The sequence below is a fragment of the Kribbella swartbergensis genome (assembly GCF_054784135.1).
In genome coordinates this window covers 13,471-32,401 of record NZ_BAAGPM010000014.1, presented here as the reverse complement: position 1 = coordinate 32,401, position 18,931 = coordinate 13,471, and the positions used below count along the sequence as shown (strand labels likewise).

The window sequence follows — 18,931 nt, the reverse complement described above, 5'->3', positions numbered from 1 at the left end:
CCGCCGCCAGGCGACCCAGTTTCGGAGGAACGATGGCACTGGCCGACTTCCCGCGCTACCCACTGCTGTTCGGGCCGAGCCCGGTGCACCCGCTCGACCGGCTCAGCGACCACCTCGGCGGCGCCCGGATCTGGGCGAAGCGCGAGGACTGCAACTCCGGACTCGCGTACGGCGGCAACAAGACGCGGAAACTGGAGTACCTGGTCCCCGACGCGCTCGCCCAGGGTGCGGACACGCTGGTGTCGATCGGCGGGTATCAGTCCAACCACACCCGGCAGGTCGCCGCCGTCGCCGCGAAGGCCGGGCTCAAGGCCGTTCTGGTGCAGGAGAACTGGGTCGACTGGCCGGACGCGCTCAGCGACCGGGTCGGCAACATCCTGCTCAGCCGGATCATGGGTGCGGAGGTCCGGCTCGACCCGGCCGGGTTCGGCATCGGCTTCAAGGAGAGCTGGAAACAGGCACTGGCCGACGTCGAGGCGCGCGGAGGTACGCCGTACGCGATCCCCGCCGGTGCGTCCGACCACCGGCTCGGCGGGCTCGGATTCGCCCAGTGGGCCTACGAGGTCGAGCAGCAGGAACGTGAGCTCGGGGTCTTCTTCGACACCGTCGTCGTGTGCGCGGTGACCGGGTCGACGCAGGCCGGGATGATCGCCGGCTTCGCCGGGCAGGACCGGCCGCGCCGCGTCATCGGCATCGACGCGAGCGCGAAACTGGCGGAGACCCGCGACCAGGTGGAGCGGATCGCGCGCGCCACCGCGGACCTGATCGGGCTCGGCCGGGACCTGCGCGACGACGAGATCACCGTGCTGGAGGGGTGGGCCGGCGACCTGTACGGCATCCCGGTCCGGTCGACCCTGGACGCGATCCGCCTGACCGGTCGGCTCGAGGGGATGATCATCGACCCGGTCTACGAGGGGAAGTCGATGGCCGGCCTGATCGACCTGATCGGCAACGGCGACATCCCGAAGGACTCCACCGTCCTGTACGCCCATCTGGGTGGCCAGCCCGCCCTCAACGCCTACAGCGGGTTGTTCAGGGCCTAACCGATGCCCGGACCGACGAGGGTGCCGACGAAGTAGGTGAGGCCGGCCGCCGCTGCACCGAGGATCAGCTGGCGGAAACCGGAGTACCACCAGGACCGGGTGGTGACGCGAGCGACGACGGCACCGCAGACGAAGAGCGCGGTCAGGGACAGGATCAACGCCGGTACGACGTTGCCGGCACCGAGGAGGTACGGCAGCAGCGGGACGAACGCGCCGATCGCGAAGCAGATGAACGACGAGGCGGCCGCGACGACCGGGTTCGGCAGGTCGTGCGGGTCGATGCCGAGCTCTTCGCGGACGTGTTCCTCCAGCGCCTGGTCCGGGTCGGTGTGGAACTGCTTGGCGACCTTGCTGGCCAGATCCGGGTCGAGGCCCTTCGCGCGGTAGGTCTCGGCGAGCTCGATCTCCTCGTCGATCGGGTGGCGCTGGATCTCCTTGCGTTCCACCTCGATCTCGGCCCGGGCGAGCTCGCGTTGGGAGGCGACGGAGGTGTACTCCCCGGCGGCCATAGAGAACGCGCCGGCGGCGAGGCCGGCCAGCCCGGCCAGCACGATGACGCGCGAGCCGGGCTCGGTGCCGCCGTCCATGCCGGCGATCAGGGCGAAGTTGGAGACCAGGCCGTCCATCGCGCCGAACACGGCCGGGCGCAGCCAGCCGCCGTTCACGTCCCGGTGCGTGTGGTCCCCGTGGTGCTCGGCGGAAACCTCCGGTCCCTCAGTCACGAGACCTGTCTGCGTCGCCCCCGTTGGCCGCCTCGACCTTCGCGCGCCCGGCCTCGCCGCCCGACGCACCGGCCGGCTCCGCCTCGGCGGTGGTGGCCGGGTGAGCTGAGTCCTGCTCGGACGAGGCGGCGGACTGAGCCGGGTCCAGGTCTGAAGAGGTGCCGGGGCGAGCCGGGTCCTCATCCGACGAGGTGGTGGCGGGCGCTGGGTCGGGGTCGGAGGTGGAGGCCGCGGTGTCGGCGTCGGTGGCGGTGGGCGTCGTGCCGGGCTCCGGTTCCGCCGGCTCGTCCGAAGGCTTGGCGTCCTCGGAGGGTTTGCCGGCGGCGGGGCCGGTGGAGATGTCCTCCTGGCCGGGCCACCTGCGGGCGCTGATGACGAACGCGACCACCCCGAAGACGAAGAGGACGATCGAGGTCCAGACGTTCAGCCGGAGGCCGAGGAAGTGGTTGACGGTGTCGATGCGGAGGTTCTCGATCCACGCGCGGCCGGCGGTGTAGGCGGCGACGTAGAGGAAGAACGCGCGGCCGTGGCCGAGGTTGAAGCGGCGGCCGGCCAGGATGATCAGCGCGATCACGCCGAGGTTCCAGATCGCCTCGTACAGGAACGTCGGGTGAAAGGTGGCGAAGTCCTTGAACCCGGCCGGCCGGTTGTCGAAGGCGATCTCCAGGCCCCACGGCAGGTTGGTCGGCCTGCCGAACAGCTCCTGGTTGAAGTAGTTGCCGAACCGCCCGAAGATCTGGGCCAGCGCGATCCCGGGCGCCATCGCGTCCGCGACCGCCAGGAACGGCACCTTGGCCCGCCGGCAGGCGATCCACGCGCCGAGCGCGCCGAACCCGATCGCGCCCCAGATGCCGAGCCCGCCGTGCCAGATCTTCAGCGCGTCGATCGGGGTGCCGGGGCCAGCACCGAAGTACAGCTCCGCGTCGGTGACGACGTGGTAGATCCGGGCGCCGACCAGACCGAACGGGATGGCCCAGAACATGATGTCGGCGAGCACCGTCGGCGAGCCGCCGCGAGCGACCCAACGGCGGCGGCCGAGCCAGTACCCGGCGAAGATGCCGGCCAGGATGCACAGCGCGTACGCGCGGATCGGCAGCGGACCGAGATGCCAGACACCCTGGCTCGGGCTGGGGATGAACGCCGGAACCATCACGGCGGGAATCAGACTAGACATGGCAAGCAGGAACGCTACTCGACCGGCGCAGGCGCGACCAGAAACTCGCGGTCACGATGGGGACTCGGTGCGTCAGCGTGGCCCGGCATCCGGCTCAGCCGGCCGCCACGGCTTCGTCGACGGCCTTCTGCAGTCCTTCAGCGGTGAGGTTGTCGGCATCCAACTGCTTGTTGTTGACGTACACCGTCGGCGTTCCGGTCACACCGCGGTCGTCGGCGGCCTTCGAGACCGTCTCCAGCCAGCTTCCGTAGGTGTTGTCCCGCAACGCCTCCTCGAACTTCGCGTCGTCGATGCCCAGCTGCTTGCCCAGCTCGATCAGCTGGTCGGTGGTCCACGACTTGGAGAAGTCGGCGTACATCTCGTCGGCGTAGCTGAGCGCCTTGCCGTTCGCGGCCGCGGCGGCGAACGCGTTGGCCAGCCGCGGCGAGGCGTCCGGGTTCACGAACGTCAGCGGCCAGTAGGTCAGCGTCGCGGTGCCGTCCTGCACCAGCTTGTCCACGGTCGCGCCGGTCGCCTCCTCGAACTCCGCGCAGTGCGGGCAGCGGAAGTCCAGGTAGATGTCGATGTGCGCCTTGGCGCCCTCCTTGCCGACCGTGACGCCCTTGCCGGGCGTGCCCGGCCCCTGGATCACCGCGGGCTCGGGGCGCCCGTTCGAGCTGACCTCGACCTTGGAGTGGCTTCGCCAGTACTGCACGCCGACACCACCGGCCAGCGCGAGCACCAGCACGATCACCACGACGATCCCGGGCGAGATCCGCCGCTTGTTCTGCTGCAGCAGCGGGTTCACGGGGGTTTTGGTCTTGCTCACGACGCGGTGACTCCTGTCGGGACGTGCGGATCGGACTCGAGGGCGAACTTGCTCACCGGGCTCAACCACAGCCAGGCCGCCAGCAGCAGCAGGCCGACGTCCCGCAGGATCTCCTGCAGGTACTTCGTCTCACCCGGGGCGACCTGCCCGCCGCCGCCGAAGCAGCCGCAGTCGATCGCCAGGCCGCGCGCCCAGGCGGAGGCCACCGCGGCGATGAACAGGACCATGAAAACACCCGCGGCCACCGCCGCGGCGCGGACACCGAAACCGACGATCAACAGCAATCCGATCGCGATCTCCAGGAACGGCAGGCCCCAGCCGACCGGGGCGACCAGCGCGGACGGCAGGATCTCGTAGGCCCGGACCGCCTGGGACGCGGTCTCCGGGTCGGTGACCTTCAGGGCGCCGGCCACCAGCATCACGCCGCCGAGCACGAGCCGGGCCACCAGCGACACCCAGGGAAACCACGGCCGCGACTTCGCCAGAGAGGGTGGAACCTTCACCGGTTGTCCTCCACCAGCTTCCCGAAGTCGTGCGCCAGGTCGCCGATGGCGGCGTTCGACAACCACAGCACGTTCGCCTTGTCGTCCTTGCCGAAGCCGAGCACCTGGGCGCCGTGGCCGACCTCGTAGCCGCCGGACGGCAGCTTCTTCATGCCTTCCACCGGTACGCCGACGGCCTTGGCGATGTCCTTGATCTCGCTCAGCGACCCGGTCAGCCCCACGAACGACGGGTCGAAACGGTCCAGGTACTTGCGGATCACCGGCCCGGTGTCGCGGGCCGGGTCCGTGGTGATGAACAGCAACTGCACCTGGCCGCGAACCGACTCGTCCAGCTTCGTCAGCGCGGACGCCACGTCGGCCAGCACGGTCGGGCAGACGTCCGGGCAGTTGGTGTAGCCGAAGAACACCAGCGTGACCGGCTTCTTGGTGGACGTGACCAGGTTGAACTTGTTGCCGCCGGTGTCGGTCAGGGTCTTCGCCGGCAACGAGTACGGCCGGTCCAGCGTCGCCCCACGCAGCCCGTTGGGGTTCTGCGTGGTGCGGATGACCGCACCACCGGGGTTGTCCGCTTCTGGCTTGTCGTTGCCGCCGCTGCACCCCGCGAGGGCAAGCAGAGCCACCGCGGCTAGCAGGACGGCCGCGTTCCTGGTACTCACGGCGTGTCTAACGACCGGCGGCGGCGCTGGGTTCCCGGCGAACGCCCTCGGACAAGGCTTCGGCGAGGCTGCGGACGCCGGCCGGGCCGCCGTCCTGGAGCGCCTTGACGAGCGCGGCACCGACGATCGCCGCGTCCGCGAACGCCGCCACACCGGCCGCCTGGTCCGCGTTCGAGATTCCGAGGCCGACGCCGACCGGCAATGCGGTTGCCGCTCTGGTCCGGGCGACCAGCGGTGCGGCCAGGTCGGACGGCTTGTCCCGGGCACCGGTGACACCCATCACCGCGGTCGCGTAGACGAACCCGCGGCAGGCGGCCGTGGTCAGCCGGATCCGCTCGTCGGTCGACGACGGCGACACCAGGAAGACCTTATCCAGGTCGTACTTGTCCGCGGCCGCGATCCACTCCGCGCCCTCGTCCGGGATCAGGTCGGGCGTGATCAGTCCCGCTCCCCCGGCCGCCGAGAGATCGGCGGCGAAGCGGTCGACGCCGTACCGCTCGATCGGGTTCCAGTACGTCATCAGCAGCACCGGGACGTCGGAGTACGACGCGACCTTCTCGACCGTGCTCAGGACGTCGCGGGTCCGCAGTCCGCCGGCCAGCGCGACCTCGGTGGCGCGCTGGATGGTGATGCCGTCCATCACCGGGTCGCTGTACGGCAGGCCGATCTCGATCACGTCGCACCCGCCGTCGACGAGCGCCTTGATCCCGTCGACGCCGCCCTCGTACGTCGGGAAACCGGCCGGAAGGTACCCGACCAGGGCGCCGCGGCCCTCGTCGTTGGCCTTCCGGATCGCGGTCCCGGCCTTGCCCAGGGCAACGAGTTCACTCACGTCCGGTCTCCTTGCCGGAAAGGCCGAACCAGGAAGCGGCCGTGTCCATGTCCTTGTCACCGCGGCCGGACAGGTTCACCAGGATGGTGGCCTCCGGCCCCAGCTCCTTGGCGATGTCGACCGCGCCGGCGACCGCGTGCGCGGACTCGATCGCCGGGATGATGCCCTCGGTGCGGGACAGCAGCCGGAACGCCTCCATCGCCTCCGCGTCGGTGATCGGCCGGTACGACGCCCGGCCGGTCTCGGCCAGCCACGCGTGCTCCGGCCCGACCCCGGGGTAGTCCAGCCCGGCCGAGATCGAGTGCGACTCGATGGTCTGCCCGTCCTCGTCCTGCAGCAGGAACGACCGTGCGCCGTGGAGTACGCCGACCTGTCCCGCGCTGATCGTGGCCGCGTGCCGGCCGGTGTCGAACCCGTCGCCGCCGGGCTCGATCCCGTACAGCTTCACGTCCTCGTCGGGGATGAAGGCGGCGAACAGGCCGATCGCGTTCGAACCGCCGCCGACCGAGGCGACCGCGGCGTCCGGGAGTTTGCCGAGCAGTTCGAGCGACTGGGCCCGGGCCTCGTCACCGATCCCGCGGACGAAGTCGCGCACCATCGCCGGGAACGGGTGCGACCCGGCCGCGGTGCCGAGGATGTAGTGGGTCTTGTCGACACTGGCGACCCAGTCGCGCAGGGCCTCGTTGATCGCGTCCTTCAGCGTCCGGCTGCCGGTCTTGACCGAGATCACCTCGGCGCCGAGCAGCTTCATCCGGGCCACGTTCAGCGCCTGCCGCTCGGTGTCGACCTCGCCCATGTAGACCACGCACTCGAGGTCCAGGTAGGCGCAGGCGGTCGCGGTCGCGACGCCGTGCTGGCCGGCGCCGGTCTCCGCGATCACCCGATGCTTGCCCATCCGCTTGGTCAGCAGCGCCTGGCCGATCGCGTTGCGGATCTTGTGCGCACCGGTGTGGTTCAGGTCCTCGCGCTTCAGCAGGATCCGGGCGCCGGCCGCGTCCGACAGCCGGGTCGCGTCGTACAGCAGGCTCGGTGCGCCGACGTACTGGCGCAGCATCCGCTCGAACTCGGCGGTGAACGCCGGGTCGGCCATCGCCTCCCGCCACGCGGTGGTGAGCTCGTCGAGCGGCGCGATCAGCGCCTCGGGCATGAACCTGCCGCCGAAACGGCCGAAGTGCCCGAACTGGTCGGGCAGCACAGTTGTCATCCGTAACAGCCTTCCAAGGACCCCGGCCGCCGGCGCGGGGTGTCGTTGCCCGGCCTGTGGCGCGGGGTCTTCTGCCCGGCCCGAGTACGGCGCGGGTGCTAGTGCCGCTGCTGGATGGCGGGGTGCGATCCGGCAGCGACGAGGTCGGCGACCGAGGCGCGGGGATCGCGGCCGGTCACCAGGGTTTCACCGACGAGGACGACATCGGCCCCGGCGCGCGCGAACTCGATTACATCATGCGGGCCCCGGACGCCGGACTCCGCCACCCGGACCAGGTTGGTCGGGATGCTCGGAGCGACCCGGGCGAACGTGTCCCGGTCGACCTCGAGGGTCTTCAGGTTGCGGTTGTTCACGCCGATCAGCTGGGCACCGGCGTCCACCGCACGCCGGGTCTCCTCCTCGTCGTGCACCTCGACCAGCGGGCAGAGGCCGATCGAGTGGGCCCGCTCGATCAGCGAGACCAGCGCCTCCTGCTCCAGCGCCGCGACGATCAGCAGCACCATGTCGGCACCGGCCGCGCGGGCTTCCCAGAGCTGGTACGAGGACACGATGAAGTCCTTGCGCAGCACCGGTACGTCGACCCGCTGGCGGACCGCCTTCAGGTCCTCGAGGCTGCCGTTGAACCGGCGCTGCTCGGTCAGCACCGAGATGGCCGCCGCGCCGCCCTCCTCGTACTCACCGGCCAGCGCGGCCGGGTCGGTGATCTCGGCCAGCTCGCCCTTGGACGGGCTGGACCGCTTCACCTCGGCGATGATCGCGATCCCGTCGCCGCGGAACACCGGCATCGGGTCCTTGGCGTCGGGCTTGCGCTGCGCCTCGAGTTTCAGGTCGTCCAGGCTGACCCGCGCCTGGCGCTCCGCGAGGTCCTCCCGGACCCCGGCGAGGATGTCGTCAAGCACAGTCATGTCGGTCCGCCCCTCAGTGCCGGTCGTCAGTCGGTACTCCGAAGCCCAGCAGCTGCATCACCTTGCCGGCCAGCGCGCCGACCAGGGCGATCGCGACCGAGATCCAGAACAGCAGCCAGTTCGGCCCCAGCACCATCGCGATGGCGCCGAGCGTGAAAGCGATCAGCACGATGGTCACGGCGGTCCAGGCCGCCGGGCTGTTGCCGTGCAGGTCGTGAGCCTCCTCGCTCACCTGCGTCGCCGGTCGATCCGCCCCTTGATCAGCCATCGTCTTGTCCATGGTTGGCGCCACTCCTCGTCGTCGTCCCGTCCTATTGTGGCGGTAACCCGCCGCGATCACAGAGTCGGGTCCTCCCCGGCGTCGATCGCCTTCCACTGATCGGCCCCGGAGCCAGGCACCCGGCCGGACCCTGGGGCGGCCCGATCACGCTCGTAACGGGCCGTGGCCCGCCGCCAGCGCTGCGCTGTCAGTACGGCGGTCAGCCCGGCCGCGACGAGTGCCACACCCCCGGCCAGCGCGAACCAGGGCGCCGCTCCGGCGCTCAGGACGACGCGATCGGTCACCGCCTGGCTGAGCTCGGGCCGGATCCTGCTCAGCTCGTCCAGGTCGGGGCGCACCTGCAGCGCCACACCGACCGCGGCGACGCCCATGAGCAGCACCAACGCACCCAGCACCCGGCGCAGCGTCGTACCGGCGAGCTTGGTGACGACGACGGCGACCACGGCGGCCAGGGCCAGCGTCACCGGGGCCTTCGTGACCGTGTAGCCGCTGAAGTCGACGACCGGGCGGCCGCCGCCCGGATCGGCCGACGACCAGGTCAGGTACGCCGACAGCGCGAGCAGGGCCAGCGCCGCCACGGTGAGCAGGTCAACCAGTCGCTGTGACCGCATCAGACGTCACTGAACGTTCCCGCGACCGCGATCGCGTCGAGCACGGCGGCCGCCTTGGTCCGGCACTCGGCATCCTCGGCGGCCGGGTCGGAGTCGGCCACGATGCCGGCCCCGGCCTGCACGTACGCCGTCGTGCCGCGCAGCACCGCGGTCCGGATGGCGATCGCGGTGTCGGCGTCACCGGCGAAGTCGAGGTAGCCGACCACGCCGCCGTACACCCCGCGCCGGGTCACCTCGAGCTTGTCGATGATCTCCATCGCCCGCGGCTTGGGCGCCCCGGACAACGTCCCGGCCGGGAACGCGGCGGTGAGCGCGTCGAACGCGGTCTTCCCGGCCGCCAGTTGCCCGGTGACGGTCGACTCCAGGTGCATCACGTGGCTGTAGCGCCGGACGTCCATGAAGTCGACGACCTCGACGGTGCCCGGTGCGCAGACCCGGCCGACGTCGTTGCGGCCGAGGTCGACCAGCATCAGGTGCTCCGCCCGTTCCTTCGCGTCGGCCCGCAGCTCCTCCTCGAGCGCGTGGTCCTCCTCGGGCGTGGCACCGCGGCGGCGGGTGCCGGCGATCGGGTGCAGGATCACCTTGTTCTCGGTGACCTTGACCAGCGCCTCGGGGCTGGAGCCGACGATGTCGAACCCGTCCAGGCGGAGCAGGTACATGTACGGGCTCGGGTTCGACCGGCGGAGCACCCGGTAGATGTCCAGCGCGCTCGCGGTCGTCTGCAACTCGAACCGCTGGGAGACGACGATCTGGAAGGCCTCGCCCGCGCGGATCTCCTCCTTGGCGTGCTCGACCGCCTCGCGGTACTCCGCGCTGGACCGCTGCCGGTGCGGCTCGGGCTGGGCGTCCCGGTCGGCGCGGACGACGTACGACGGGGTGGGTCGGGCCAGGTCGGCCTCCATCGCGTCGAGGCGCCGGACGGCGTCCGCGTAGGCCTCGTCGACCCGCTCGTCGGAGTCGTCCCAGTTGACCGCGTTCGCGATCAGCCAGATCTCGCCGGTCTCGTGGTCGAGCGCGGCCAGGTCGGTGGCGAACAGGAACGTCAGCTCGGGCAGGCCCAGGTCGTCGGTCGTTGTGTCCGGCAACCGCTCCAGCCGGCGCACCGCGTCGTACCCGAGGAAGCCGACCATGCCGCCGGTCAGCGGGGGCAGGCCGGGCAGGCGCGGCGTGTGCAGGATCTCCAGCGTGTCCCGGAGCACGTTCAGCGGGTCACCGGTCTGCGGCAGGCCGACCGGTGGGTTGCCGGTCCAGATGGCCTGGCCGTGCCGCTCGGTCAGCGTCGCGGCGGACCGGACGCCGATGAACGAGTAGCGCGACCAGACACCACCGTTCTCGGCCGACTCGAGCAGGAAGGTGCCCGGGCGCTCGGCGGCGAGCTTGCCGTACACCCCGATCGGCGTCTCGGCGTCCGCGAGCAGCCGCCGGGTCACCGGGATGACCCGGCGGTCCTTGGCGTACTCGCGGAAGATCTCCAGGGACGGGCTGTTCACGGCGGTTCCGGTCTCCACGGGCGGGCTGTCAACGGTGGTGGTGATCTCCGGGCTCACGGCTTGACCTCGATCTGGCCGTGCTCGAAGCAGCTGCGGGTGCCCGTGTGGCAGGCCGGGCCCTCCTGGTCGACCAGGACGAGCAGGGTGTCGGCGTCGCAGTCGACGAGGATCTGCTTGACGTGCTGACGATGGCCGCTGGTCTCGCCCTTCACCCAGTACTCCTGCCGGCTGCGGGACCAGAACGTGCTCCGCCCGGTCTCCGCGGTACGGCGTACCGCCTCGGCGTCCATCCAGCCCACCATCAGGACCTCGCGCGTGTCGTACTGCTGGACCACCGCCGGGATCAGCCCGGCCGCGTCGAAGGTCAGCTCGTCGATGCTCACCCGGCTATTGTCGCCGATGACAACACCTGTCCCGCACACGGTGCGCCAGGATGAACACCGGGGGCAGCGTGCCTGACAAGATGACCGCATGACGACGAGTGAGGCCCGGGTCCGGGACCTGTTGCGCGAGCACCCGGTGATCGACGGTCACAACGACCTGCCGATCGCCTTCTACGAGCTGTGCGGCTACGACCTGGACGCACACGACCTGAGCGGCTCGGTCCCGCAACTGCACACCGACCTGCCCCGGCTGCGGGAAGGCCACGTCGGCGCCCAGTTCTGGTCGCTGTGGGTGCCGCAGGACGACGACGCCGTACGGCGGACCTTCGAGCAGATCGACTTCGTCCGGCGCCTGGTGGAGCGCTTCCCGGCGGACCTCGAACTGGCGTCGTCGGCGGACGACGTGGAGGCTGCGATCAAGGCCGGCCGGGTCGCCTCCCTGATGGGGATGGAGGGCGGCCACTCGATCGGTGAGTCGCTCGGCGTCCTGCGGGTGACGCGTGAACTGGGCGTCCGCTACATGACGCTGACGCACAACAACAACGTGTCGTGGGCGGACTCGGCGACCGACGACCCGGTGCTGGGCGGGCTCAGCGACTTCGGCGAGGAGGTCGTCCGGGAGATGAACCGGATCGGCATGCTGGTCGACCTGTCCCACGTGTCGGCGGACACCATGCGGCACGCGCTCCGGGTGACGAGCGCGCCGGTGATCTTCAGCCACTCGTCGGCCCGAGCGGTGTGCGACGTACCGCGGAACGCACCGGACGACGTCCTCGAGACCCTCGCGCGGAACGACGGCGTGTGCATGGTCACGTTCGTGCCGTACTTCGTCTCCCAGGCGTACGTCGACTGGGTCGCCGGAGCCCGGGAGGCCGCGCCGGAGCTGAACCCGCTCAAGCCGGAGGACCAGGTCAAGCTGGCCGACGTGTACTCCGTACCGAAGCCGGTCGTCACGCTGGACGACGTGGTGGAGCACGTCGACCACGTCCGCGGCATCGCCGGTGTCGACCACATCGGGATCGGCGGCGACTACGACGGCTGCCCCGAGTTCCCCGACGGGCTGTCCGACGTGGCGTCGTATCCGAAGCTCTTCGAGGCGCTGGCCGACCGCGGCTGGAACGACACCGAGCTGGCGAAGCTTGCCGGCGGCAACATTCTCCGCGTGCTCCGGGCGGCCGACGACGTCGCGAACCGGTCCTAAGCCTTGCGGTAGACATCCCGCTTGTCGGGGAGTTGCTCGAAACCGGCGGACTTGTAGGTGGCGACCGCGCCACCGTTGAAGGCCGGTGTGCAGACGATCGCGCTGGACGCGCCCAGCTCCTGCAGCGCGCGGGCCGCGGCGACCGTGATCGCCTGACCGTAACCGTGGCCGCGGTGAGCCCGGTGCACACCCATCGGCTCGAGCAGCCCGGGCTTGCCGGCACCCGCCGACCAGACCGTCACACCGGCGACCGCCTCGCCCTGTTCGTTGCGGGCGATCAGGCAGCGGGCGTCGTCGTACGGCGCACCGGCCGCCATCGCGTGCCAGCGCTCATCGGTGAACGTGGACCCGTCGAACGAGGCCCGCTGCACCGCGGTCCGCTCGGCCGCCTGCTCGGGACCGACGACCTCGACGCGTACACCCGGGTCCGGCACCGGCGGGCCGAGGTCACACCGCAACGGGATCCACGGATCGTCGAGCGCCCAGCCGTCGTCGAGCAACAGGTCCTGCACGGCCGCTCCCATCGGCGCCTCGACGTACACCTTGCCCTCGATCAGTACGTCGCGCTCCGGCGCCGACACGTCCTCGGCCAACTGCCGCGCCAACTCCTCGTCGCGCTGCAACTCCGGCGCGATCGCGAGGCGTAGCAGCTCGGGGTCGTCGAGCATGCCGACCGCCACGAGCTCCCCGTCCCGGCTCCACGTCCGCACCGCCGCCGCGGTCCGCTCGTCGCCGAACCGCCAGAACCACCCCAGGTCGCCCGGGTGCAGCTGCATCGGCGCCGCGTCGTCCTGCCACTCCCGCAGCGCCCGCACCACGTCGCCGAGCCCACCGACCCCCGGCCTACCCATCTCGATCGCCATCCTCCGATCACACACCACGGGCCCGGCCGGTCGCACCCCACTTTCCCGCGAGCCGGAGCGTGACCTGGGACACGCGGTGTTTGGAGATGGACCGATCGGGCACGGGGCGGGCTCAGTGACGTCTAGAGGTTGGAGCTGTTGTGCTGACGCTGACCGAGAACGCGACTCTGGTGATCAAGAGCATCACGGGGGTCGAGGGAGCGCCGGACGGAGCCGGTGTACGGATCTCGCAGGACGATCCGGCCAACCCGGCGCTGGCGGTGACGACCACGGAGGCGCCGCGCCCGGGTGACCAGGTGGTCGAGGAGAGCGGTGCGCGGGTCTTCCTCGAGCAGAACGCCGCGAACGCCCTGGACGACAAGATCCTCGACGCGGCGGTCGACGACAAGGGCGGTGTCGAGTTCCTGCTGGTGCCCCAGCCGGGCGCCGGCCGGGAGAACGGGGCTGCCCCGACTCCCTGAGTCGACCGCCTGATGTGAACGGCCGGGACCGCCCCTTTCCACGGTCCCGGCCGTTGCATGTCTAGAGTGCGCTGCGCTGTGCGATCCAGCTGTCGTGCAGTCGCGTGTACACCCCGCCTGCGCCGACCAGCTCGGCGTGCGGACCGCGCTCGACGATCTCGCCGTTGTCGAAGACCAGCACCTCGTCGGCCGCCTCCGCCGTCGACAACCGGTGCGCGATGGTCACCGACGTACGCCCGGCCATCAGCCGCTCCAGCGCCGCGTTGACCCGGACCTCGGTGCCCGGATCCACCGCCGACGTGGCCTCGTCGAGCACCAGCAGATCGGGGTCGGCGATATTCGCCCGGACCAGCGCCACCAGCTGGCGCTCACCCGCGGACAACGACTCACCACGCTGGCCGACCGGCGAATTCAGGCCGTCGGGCAACGACTCCAGCCAGTCGGTCAGCCCCAGCGACTCGAACGCCTGCAGCAGCTGTTCGTCGGTCACCTCGGGCCGCCCGAAGCGCACGTTCTCGGCCAGCGACGCGTCGAACAGGTACCCGTCCTGCGGCACCATCACGACCCGCTCCCGCAACGACGCGAACGAGATCTCCCGCGCGTCCACCCCGTCCAGGAGTACGGCCCCGGACGTCGGATCCATCAACCGGGTCAGCAGCTTCGCGAACGTGGTCTTGCCCGACCCGGTCTCCCCCACCACCGCGACCCGGCGATGCGGTTCGAGTCGTACGTCGACGTCGCGCAGGACCAACTCGCCGTCCGGGTAGGCGAAGTTCACGTCCCGGAACTCCACCGAGACCGGCCCGCGCGCCTGGACGACGCCCGACTCCCCCGGGTCGACGACGTCGGCCGGGGTGGCGATCACCCCGAGCACCCGGCGCCAGCCGGCGAAGGCGCTCTGCGCGTCGGTCAGCACCTGGGTCGCGATCTGCACCGGGTCCGAGAACAGCGCGACCAGGAACATGAACGCGAGGATCTCCCCCAGCGTCGCCTGCCGGTCGACGCCGAGCAGGACGCCGGCCGTCAGCACCCCGGCGTTGGCCAGACCGGCCGCGAGACCACCGATCGAGAAGGTCAGGCCGGTGAACGCCTGCGCCCGGGTCGCCGTCCGGCGGTAGTCCTCGATCGAGGCGTCGATCCGCTGCTGCGTGCGCTTCTCGATCGCGTACGCCCGGACCACCTGGGCGCCGACCACCGGCTCGGCGATCGCGGACAGCATCTCGCCGACCTTCGCCCGCACGACGCCGTACGCCGCGGACATCAGCCGCTGCAGGTACTTCAGGCTGGCGAACAGCGGGACGAAGCAGAGCAGCACGACCAGCGCGAGCTGCCAGGAGTACACGAACATGACCACGGTGGCGAGCAGCATCTGCCCGATGCTGACCAGGAAGATGAACCCGCCGAACTGCAGGAACTGCGACACCGTGTCGACGTCCGACGTGACCCGACTGACCAGCGCGCCGCGCCGCTCGGTGCTCTGGGTCAGCACCGGCAGGTCGTGCACGTGCCGGAACGCCTTGATCCGCATCGTGGCCAGACCGCGCTCGGAGTTCGTCGCGAGCCGCACGGTCGTCAGGTACGACGCTCCGGCGGTGACCAGCACGCTGACCGCACAGATCGCGCACATCCACGCCACGTACGACATGTCCGGCCCGCCCGGCCCGGACAGTCCCTTGTCGATCGTCTGCTGCACCGCGATCGGTACGACGATCCGACCGGCCGTCATCAGCAGCGCCAACAGGCCGGTGATCCACCACCCCTGAGCCAGCTCCGGCGAGACCTTCAGCCCTTGCCGCAGTGTTTCCAGACCACCCGCGTCGTCGCCGTGGTCGAGACGAGTCGCTTCTCCGGTGCTCACGCGGACGCTCCTTCCGCGTCGAGGTCGTCGATCTCGGCGGCCAGGTCCGCCTCTTCCTGGCGCCGGGCCGCGTCCTTCTCGTAGGCGTCGACCAGCTCGCGATACGCGGCCGACGTCCGCTGCAGCTCCGCGTGCGTGCCCTGCGCCGCGATCCGGCCCTCGTCCAGGAACACCACCTCGTCGGCGAGCGAGATCGTCGCCTTCCGGTAGGCGATCACCAGCACGGTTGTCGCTGCGTCCGAGTCCTGTACCGCGGAGCCCTGGACGGCGGATCGCAGGCCGGCCAGGATCCGCGCCTCGACCTGCGGGTCGACCGCGCTGGTGGCGTCGTCCAGGATCAGCAGCCGGGGCCGCCGTACCAGCGCACGGGCCAGGGCTATTCGTTGCCGTTGGCCACCGGACAGCGTCGTACCGCGCTCACCGACCTTGGTGTCCAGTCCTTCGGGCAGACTCTTCACGAATCCGTCGCCCTGGGCGATCCGCAGCGCGTCCCAGATGTCCTCGTCGCTGTAGTCGCCGCCGAGCGTGATGTTGCCGCGGATCGTGTCGTCGAACAGGAACGCCGTCTGCGCCACCAGCGCGACGGAGCCGGCCAGCTCGTCCCGGGCCAGCTCGCGCAGGTCGATGCCGTCGACCTTGACCGCGCCCTCCTCCGGATCCACCAGCCGGGTCAGCAGCGTCGTCAGCGTCGACTTGCCCGCACCGGTCGGCCCGACCATCGCGACCGTCCGGCCGGGCTCGACGGTGAAGTCCACGCCGGACAGCACGTCCCGCTCGGGCAAGTAGCCGAACCGTACGCCGGACACCTCGAGCCGGGCCGCCTTCGTCGACGTCAGCCGCTGATCGCCGTACTCCATGCCGCCCTCGGCGGTGAGCACCCGCTGCACGCGGTCCCACCCGACGACCGATCGCGGCAACTCGCCGAGCACCCAGCCGAGCGCCCGGATCGGGAACCCGATCAGCGTGAACAGGAACGCCACCTGCACGACGTCACCCGCGTCGGCGGCGCCCGACCGAACCCGGCCGACACCGACCAGCAGCACCGCGAGCACACCGAGCCGCGGCAGGCCGTCGATCACCGGGTCGAACATGCCACGGGCCTTGTTCACCGCGATGTTGGCGTCCCGGAGCGCGTACGTCGGGGCGCGGAAACGCTCGGTCTCGGCGGCCTCCCGGCCCAGCGTCTTGACCACCAGCGCGCCGTCGAACGACTCGTGCGCGACCTCGGACACGTCCGCGCGGAGCTGCTGTGCCCGGGTGGCCAGCGGTTGCAGGTAGCGCTGGAAGATCACGTTCGCCACGAACACCAGCGGGAACACCAGGCAGCCGACCAGCGCGAGCCAGAAGTCGGCCATGAACATCGCCGCGGTGGCGAAGCCCAGCATCGCGAGCACACCGATCGCCATCGGCAGCGGAGCGATCACGAACCAGATCGACTCGACGTCCGCGTTGGCATTGGACAGCAACTGCCCGGTCGGGTGCCGGTGGTGCCATTCCAGCGGCAGCTTCAGGTACTGCCGGGTGACGCGCCGGCGGTACGTCGCCTGCAGCCGGAACTGCATCACGCCGGCCCCGAGCCGCCGCCCGATCACGCCGATCGCGCGCAGGATCGCGATCCCGAGGAACAGCGAGATCAGCGCGGCGACCGCGCCGAACGTGGTGTCACCGCGATCCAGCGCCGGCCGGACCACGTGGTCGGTCGCCCACCCGAGCGCCCACCCGTCGGCCACCGTCATCGCGCCGTACAGCATGCTCGCCAGCACGGACAGGGCGAAGACCCACGGCTCCTCCCAGATGGCGACCTTCAGGACCGCGAAGCCCCGGCGGGTCACGCTTCCCTTGTCTGGGACTTTCGGCGGCACGGGCAACACGCTCCAGGACAGTCAGGTGCATCAACCAGGCACAGGCATGACAACGATTGACATTCTGCCATTCCGCCCCGACAACTACGATCGAACTGTGACCGACTACAGCCGGGTAGAACGACTCGCTCTGTGTGACCTCTTCGACCAGGTGGGGCCCGATCAGCCGACACTGTGCGAGGGGTGGACGACGTACGACCTGGCCGTGCACCTCCACGTCCGCGAATCCGACCCGATGGCCGGTCCGGGCATCATGATCTCCGCGCTGTCGGACACCACCGAGAAGCGGATGGCCCGGGTGAAAGCGCAGTACAGCTTCGCCGAGGTCGTCGACAAGGTCCGCAGCGGACCGCCGACGTTCTCGATCTACTCACTGCCGAAGGTCGGTCAACAACTGAACACGACCGAGTACTTCGTCCACCACGAGGACGTCCGCCGCGCGCAACCGTCGTACGACGTTCGCGTCCTTCCGGCCGGGCAGCAGGCAGGGCTGTGGAAGGCGGTCCGGCTGGCCGCCAAGTCGTTGACCCGCAAGGCGCCGAGCGGGGTGATCCTGCGGTTGCCCGACGGTACGACGTCGGTCGCGAGGAAGCCGACCGAGCTGGGGTCGGTCACGGTGACGGGCGAGCCGTCCGAGCTGGTGCTGTTCTGCTTCGGCCGGCAGCGGGTGGCCGACGTACGACTGGACGGCGACGCGGAGACCGTCGAGCGGCTCCGCAGCGCGTCATTCGGGGTGTGACGCGCGGTTTCGCCGCCGGCGCCGGATCAGGTTGCTGACGACGGTCGTGAGGATGACGAGGACGATCGCCGCCAGCACGCCCTGCCACGGCTCGTCGAACAGCGCGTAGCCAAGCAGCCCGATCGCCATGTAGACCGCGGCCCACAGCGACGACGCGGTCAGGTCGACCAGCGCGAACCGCTCCCAGCGGTACCCGGCGAGCCCGGCCGCGAGCAGCACCGGCACGCGCCCACCCGGGATCAATCGGGAGGTCAACAGCACGGTGATCTCGTGCTCGGCCAATCGGTCCCTTAGCGCGTCCAGCGATGCGTTGTCGCGCAACCACCCGATGCGTTTCGCGAGCCGCTCACCGCCGAACCGGCACCCGGCGTACACGATCAGGTCCCCGACATATGCCCCGCCCGCACCCGCGATCAGTACGCCGACCAGTCCGATCGGACTGTGGTGCGACGCGATGACCGCGCCCGCCGACACCGCGGCACCGGTCGGCAGCACCGGCAGTACGGCGCCCAGCAGCACAGCACCGGCCAACGCGAACAGGTACCAGACGTCGAAGTTCGGTTCTCCGGTCATGGAGCCACCTCGGTCGACTCGCCCGGCTGCAGGACCTCCACCTTCACCGCGGGGTCCACCTCGGCCATCGCGTCCTTGAACCTGTCCCCCGGTGGCAGGAACAGCTCCGGCTTCAGCCAGTCGCACCCGATCGGCCAGAACGTCCCGAAATGCACGGGGATCGCCACCCGAGCCCCGACCCGCCGCACCGCCTCCGCCGCCCGCACCGGATCCAGGTGGCCAGGACCGAGCGAGGGTCCCCAGCCTCCGACCGGTACCACCGCCAGGTCGACCGGACCGGCTTCCGCGGCCAGGTCGTCGTACAGGTCCGTGTCACCGGCGAACCACACACTGGGCGAGCCCTCGACGCGGTACCCGAGGGCCGGCCCGCTGAACGACGACCATGGCATCCGGCGGCCGTCGTGGTGAGCCGTCACGGCGGTGATGTCGAGTGCGCCGATCCGGACCTGGTTGCCGGGCGCAACCTCGATGCAGCGGTCCGCGATGTCAGTCCCGCACTCCTGCCGGATGAGCCGGGCCGCGCCCCGCGGCACGACCAGCGCGGCGCCCGGCGCGACCAGGGGGATCGACGTGACGTGCAGATGATCGGCGTGCATGTGCGACACGAGTACGGCGTCGCACTCGGCCGCGGCCGGGAGCGGAGCCGGTCCACGACGGCGGCGCAGATGAGCGATGCGCGACGTCAGGACGGGATCGGTGAGCAACCGCGTGCCGTTCTCCTCGATGGTGGTGGTGGCGTGCCCCCACCAGGTGATCCGCACGC

21 protein-coding genes are annotated in these 18,931 nt (G+C 70.6%); 4 read left to right on the top strand and 17 right to left on the bottom strand.

Translation table 11 applies throughout. The features are described from left to right. Window positions 1-32: 32 nt before the first annotated feature. On the top strand, window positions 33-1,043 hold the full coding sequence (locus tag ACYVOK_RS07015; RefSeq protein WP_460661442.1) for a 1-aminocyclopropane-1-carboxylate deaminase: 1,011 nt from the start codon (window positions 33-35) through the stop codon (window positions 1,041-1,043). Here the strand turns inward: ACYVOK_RS07015 and ACYVOK_RS07010 are convergent. The 12 genes from ACYVOK_RS07010 to hisI form a co-directional block, all read right to left on the bottom strand. Further along, the gene (locus ACYVOK_RS07010; RefSeq protein WP_460661441.1) at window positions 1,040-1,765 is read right to left on the bottom strand and encodes a VIT1/CCC1 transporter family protein; all 726 of its coding nucleotides are present in this window, start codon (window positions 1,763-1,765) and stop codon (window positions 1,040-1,042) included. The two genes, ACYVOK_RS07015 and ACYVOK_RS07010, sit on opposite strands and share 4 nt — an antisense overlap. Continuing rightward, entirely contained in the window at window positions 1,758-2,939 is a 1,182-nt protein-coding gene (lgt, locus tag ACYVOK_RS07005; RefSeq protein WP_460661440.1) for a prolipoprotein diacylglyceryl transferase, read from the bottom strand. The genes ACYVOK_RS07010 and lgt overlap by 8 nt, the downstream gene beginning before the upstream one ends. A 94-nt stretch (window positions 2,940-3,033) precedes the next feature. Further along, window positions 3,034-3,747 carry a DsbA family protein gene (locus ACYVOK_RS07000; RefSeq protein ID WP_460661439.1) on the bottom strand — a complete coding sequence of 238 codons (714 nt, stop codon included), beginning with the start codon at window positions 3,745-3,747 and terminating at the stop codon, window positions 3,034-3,036. Beyond that, window positions 3,744-4,250 carry a MauE/DoxX family redox-associated membrane protein gene (locus ACYVOK_RS06995; RefSeq protein WP_460661438.1) on the bottom strand — a complete coding sequence of 169 codons (507 nt, stop codon included), beginning with the start codon at window positions 4,248-4,250 and terminating at the stop codon, window positions 3,744-3,746. Before ACYVOK_RS06995 ends, ACYVOK_RS07000 begins: the two co-directional genes overlap by 4 nt. Then, a complete protein-coding gene (locus tag ACYVOK_RS06990; RefSeq protein WP_460661437.1) occupies window positions 4,247-4,906 on the bottom strand; it encodes an SCO family protein in 660 nt (219 codons plus the stop codon). Before ACYVOK_RS06990 ends, ACYVOK_RS06995 begins: the two co-directional genes overlap by 4 nt. Window positions 4,907-4,913: 7 nt before the next feature. Further along, window positions 4,914-5,738, bottom strand: coding sequence for a tryptophan synthase subunit alpha (gene trpA / locus ACYVOK_RS06985; protein ID WP_460661436.1), 825 nt, complete (start codon window positions 5,736-5,738; stop codon window positions 4,914-4,916). Next, complete coding sequence (trpB, locus tag ACYVOK_RS06980) at window positions 5,731-6,942, bottom strand: tryptophan synthase subunit beta (RefSeq protein WP_460661435.1); 1,212 nt, start codon at window positions 6,940-6,942, stop codon at window positions 5,731-5,733. Before trpB ends, trpA begins: the two co-directional genes overlap by 8 nt. A gap of 98 nt (window positions 6,943-7,040) precedes the next feature. Then, window positions 7,041-7,847 carry an indole-3-glycerol phosphate synthase TrpC gene (gene trpC, locus ACYVOK_RS06975; protein ID WP_460661434.1) on the bottom strand — a complete coding sequence of 269 codons (807 nt, stop codon included), beginning with the start codon at window positions 7,845-7,847 and terminating at the stop codon, window positions 7,041-7,043. 13 nt (window positions 7,848-7,860) lie between these two features. Next, window positions 7,861-8,115 carry an HGxxPAAW family protein gene (locus ACYVOK_RS06970; RefSeq protein ID WP_460661433.1) on the bottom strand — a complete coding sequence of 85 codons (255 nt, stop codon included), beginning with the start codon at window positions 8,113-8,115 and terminating at the stop codon, window positions 7,861-7,863. A 68-nt stretch (window positions 8,116-8,183) separates the two neighbouring features. Beyond that, window positions 8,184-8,738, bottom strand: coding sequence for a Trp biosynthesis-associated membrane protein (locus tag ACYVOK_RS06965; protein ID WP_460661432.1), 555 nt, complete (start codon window positions 8,736-8,738; stop codon window positions 8,184-8,186). Then, complete coding sequence (locus tag ACYVOK_RS06960; protein ID WP_460662176.1) at window positions 8,738-10,228, bottom strand: anthranilate synthase component I; 1,491 nt, start codon at window positions 10,226-10,228, stop codon at window positions 8,738-8,740. The genes ACYVOK_RS06965 and ACYVOK_RS06960 overlap by 1 nt, the downstream gene beginning before the upstream one ends. Window positions 10,229-10,281: 53 nt before the next feature. Continuing rightward, window positions 10,282-10,611, bottom strand: coding sequence for a phosphoribosyl-AMP cyclohydrolase (hisI, locus tag ACYVOK_RS06955; protein WP_460661431.1), 330 nt, complete (start codon window positions 10,609-10,611; stop codon window positions 10,282-10,284). 88 nt (window positions 10,612-10,699) lie between these two features. On the opposite strand from hisI, the gene ACYVOK_RS06950 reads away from it, so the two are divergent. Beyond that, window positions 10,700-11,812: a dipeptidase gene (locus tag ACYVOK_RS06950; RefSeq protein WP_460661430.1), complete on the top strand. Its 1,113-nt coding sequence runs from the start codon at window positions 10,700-10,702 to the stop codon at window positions 11,810-11,812. Here the strand turns inward: ACYVOK_RS06950 and ACYVOK_RS06945 are convergent. Continuing rightward, the gene (locus ACYVOK_RS06945; RefSeq protein ID WP_460661429.1) at window positions 11,809-12,675 is read right to left on the bottom strand and encodes a GNAT family N-acetyltransferase; all 867 of its coding nucleotides are present in this window, start codon (window positions 12,673-12,675) and stop codon (window positions 11,809-11,811) included. The genes ACYVOK_RS06950 and ACYVOK_RS06945 overlap by 4 nt on opposite strands. Before the next feature lie 140 nt (window positions 12,676-12,815). On the opposite strand from ACYVOK_RS06945, the gene ACYVOK_RS06940 reads away from it, so the two are divergent. Then, the gene (locus tag ACYVOK_RS06940) at window positions 12,816-13,136 is read left to right on the top strand and encodes a Fe-S cluster assembly protein HesB (RefSeq protein WP_460661428.1); all 321 of its coding nucleotides are present in this window, start codon (window positions 12,816-12,818) and stop codon (window positions 13,134-13,136) included. Window positions 13,137-13,197: 61 nt separating this feature from the next. On the opposite strand, the gene ACYVOK_RS06935 is transcribed toward ACYVOK_RS06940, so the two are convergent. Next, a complete protein-coding gene (locus tag ACYVOK_RS06935) occupies window positions 13,198-14,994 on the bottom strand; it encodes an ABC transporter ATP-binding protein (RefSeq protein ID WP_460661427.1) in 1,797 nt (598 codons plus the stop codon). Then, a complete protein-coding gene (locus ACYVOK_RS06930) occupies window positions 14,991-16,826 on the bottom strand; it encodes an ABC transporter ATP-binding protein (protein WP_460661426.1) in 1,836 nt (611 codons plus the stop codon). Before ACYVOK_RS06930 ends, ACYVOK_RS06935 begins: the two co-directional genes overlap by 4 nt. A gap of 127 nt (window positions 16,827-16,953) precedes the next feature. Between ACYVOK_RS06930 and ACYVOK_RS06925 the strand changes: the two genes are divergently transcribed. Next, a complete protein-coding gene (locus tag ACYVOK_RS06925) occupies window positions 16,954-17,595 on the top strand; it encodes a TIGR03085 family metal-binding protein (protein ID WP_460661425.1) in 642 nt (213 codons plus the stop codon). On the opposite strand, the gene ACYVOK_RS06920 is transcribed toward ACYVOK_RS06925, so the two are convergent. Beyond that, window positions 17,581-18,168 carry a DedA family protein gene (locus ACYVOK_RS06920; protein WP_460661424.1) on the bottom strand — a complete coding sequence of 196 codons (588 nt, stop codon included), beginning with the start codon at window positions 18,166-18,168 and terminating at the stop codon, window positions 17,581-17,583. The two genes, ACYVOK_RS06925 and ACYVOK_RS06920, sit on opposite strands and share 15 nt — an antisense overlap. Beyond that, window positions 18,165-18,929, bottom strand: coding sequence for an MBL fold metallo-hydrolase (locus tag ACYVOK_RS06915; RefSeq protein WP_460661423.1), 765 nt, complete (start codon window positions 18,927-18,929; stop codon window positions 18,165-18,167). Before ACYVOK_RS06915 ends, ACYVOK_RS06920 begins: the two co-directional genes overlap by 4 nt. Window positions 18,930-18,931: the final 2 nt, after the last annotated feature.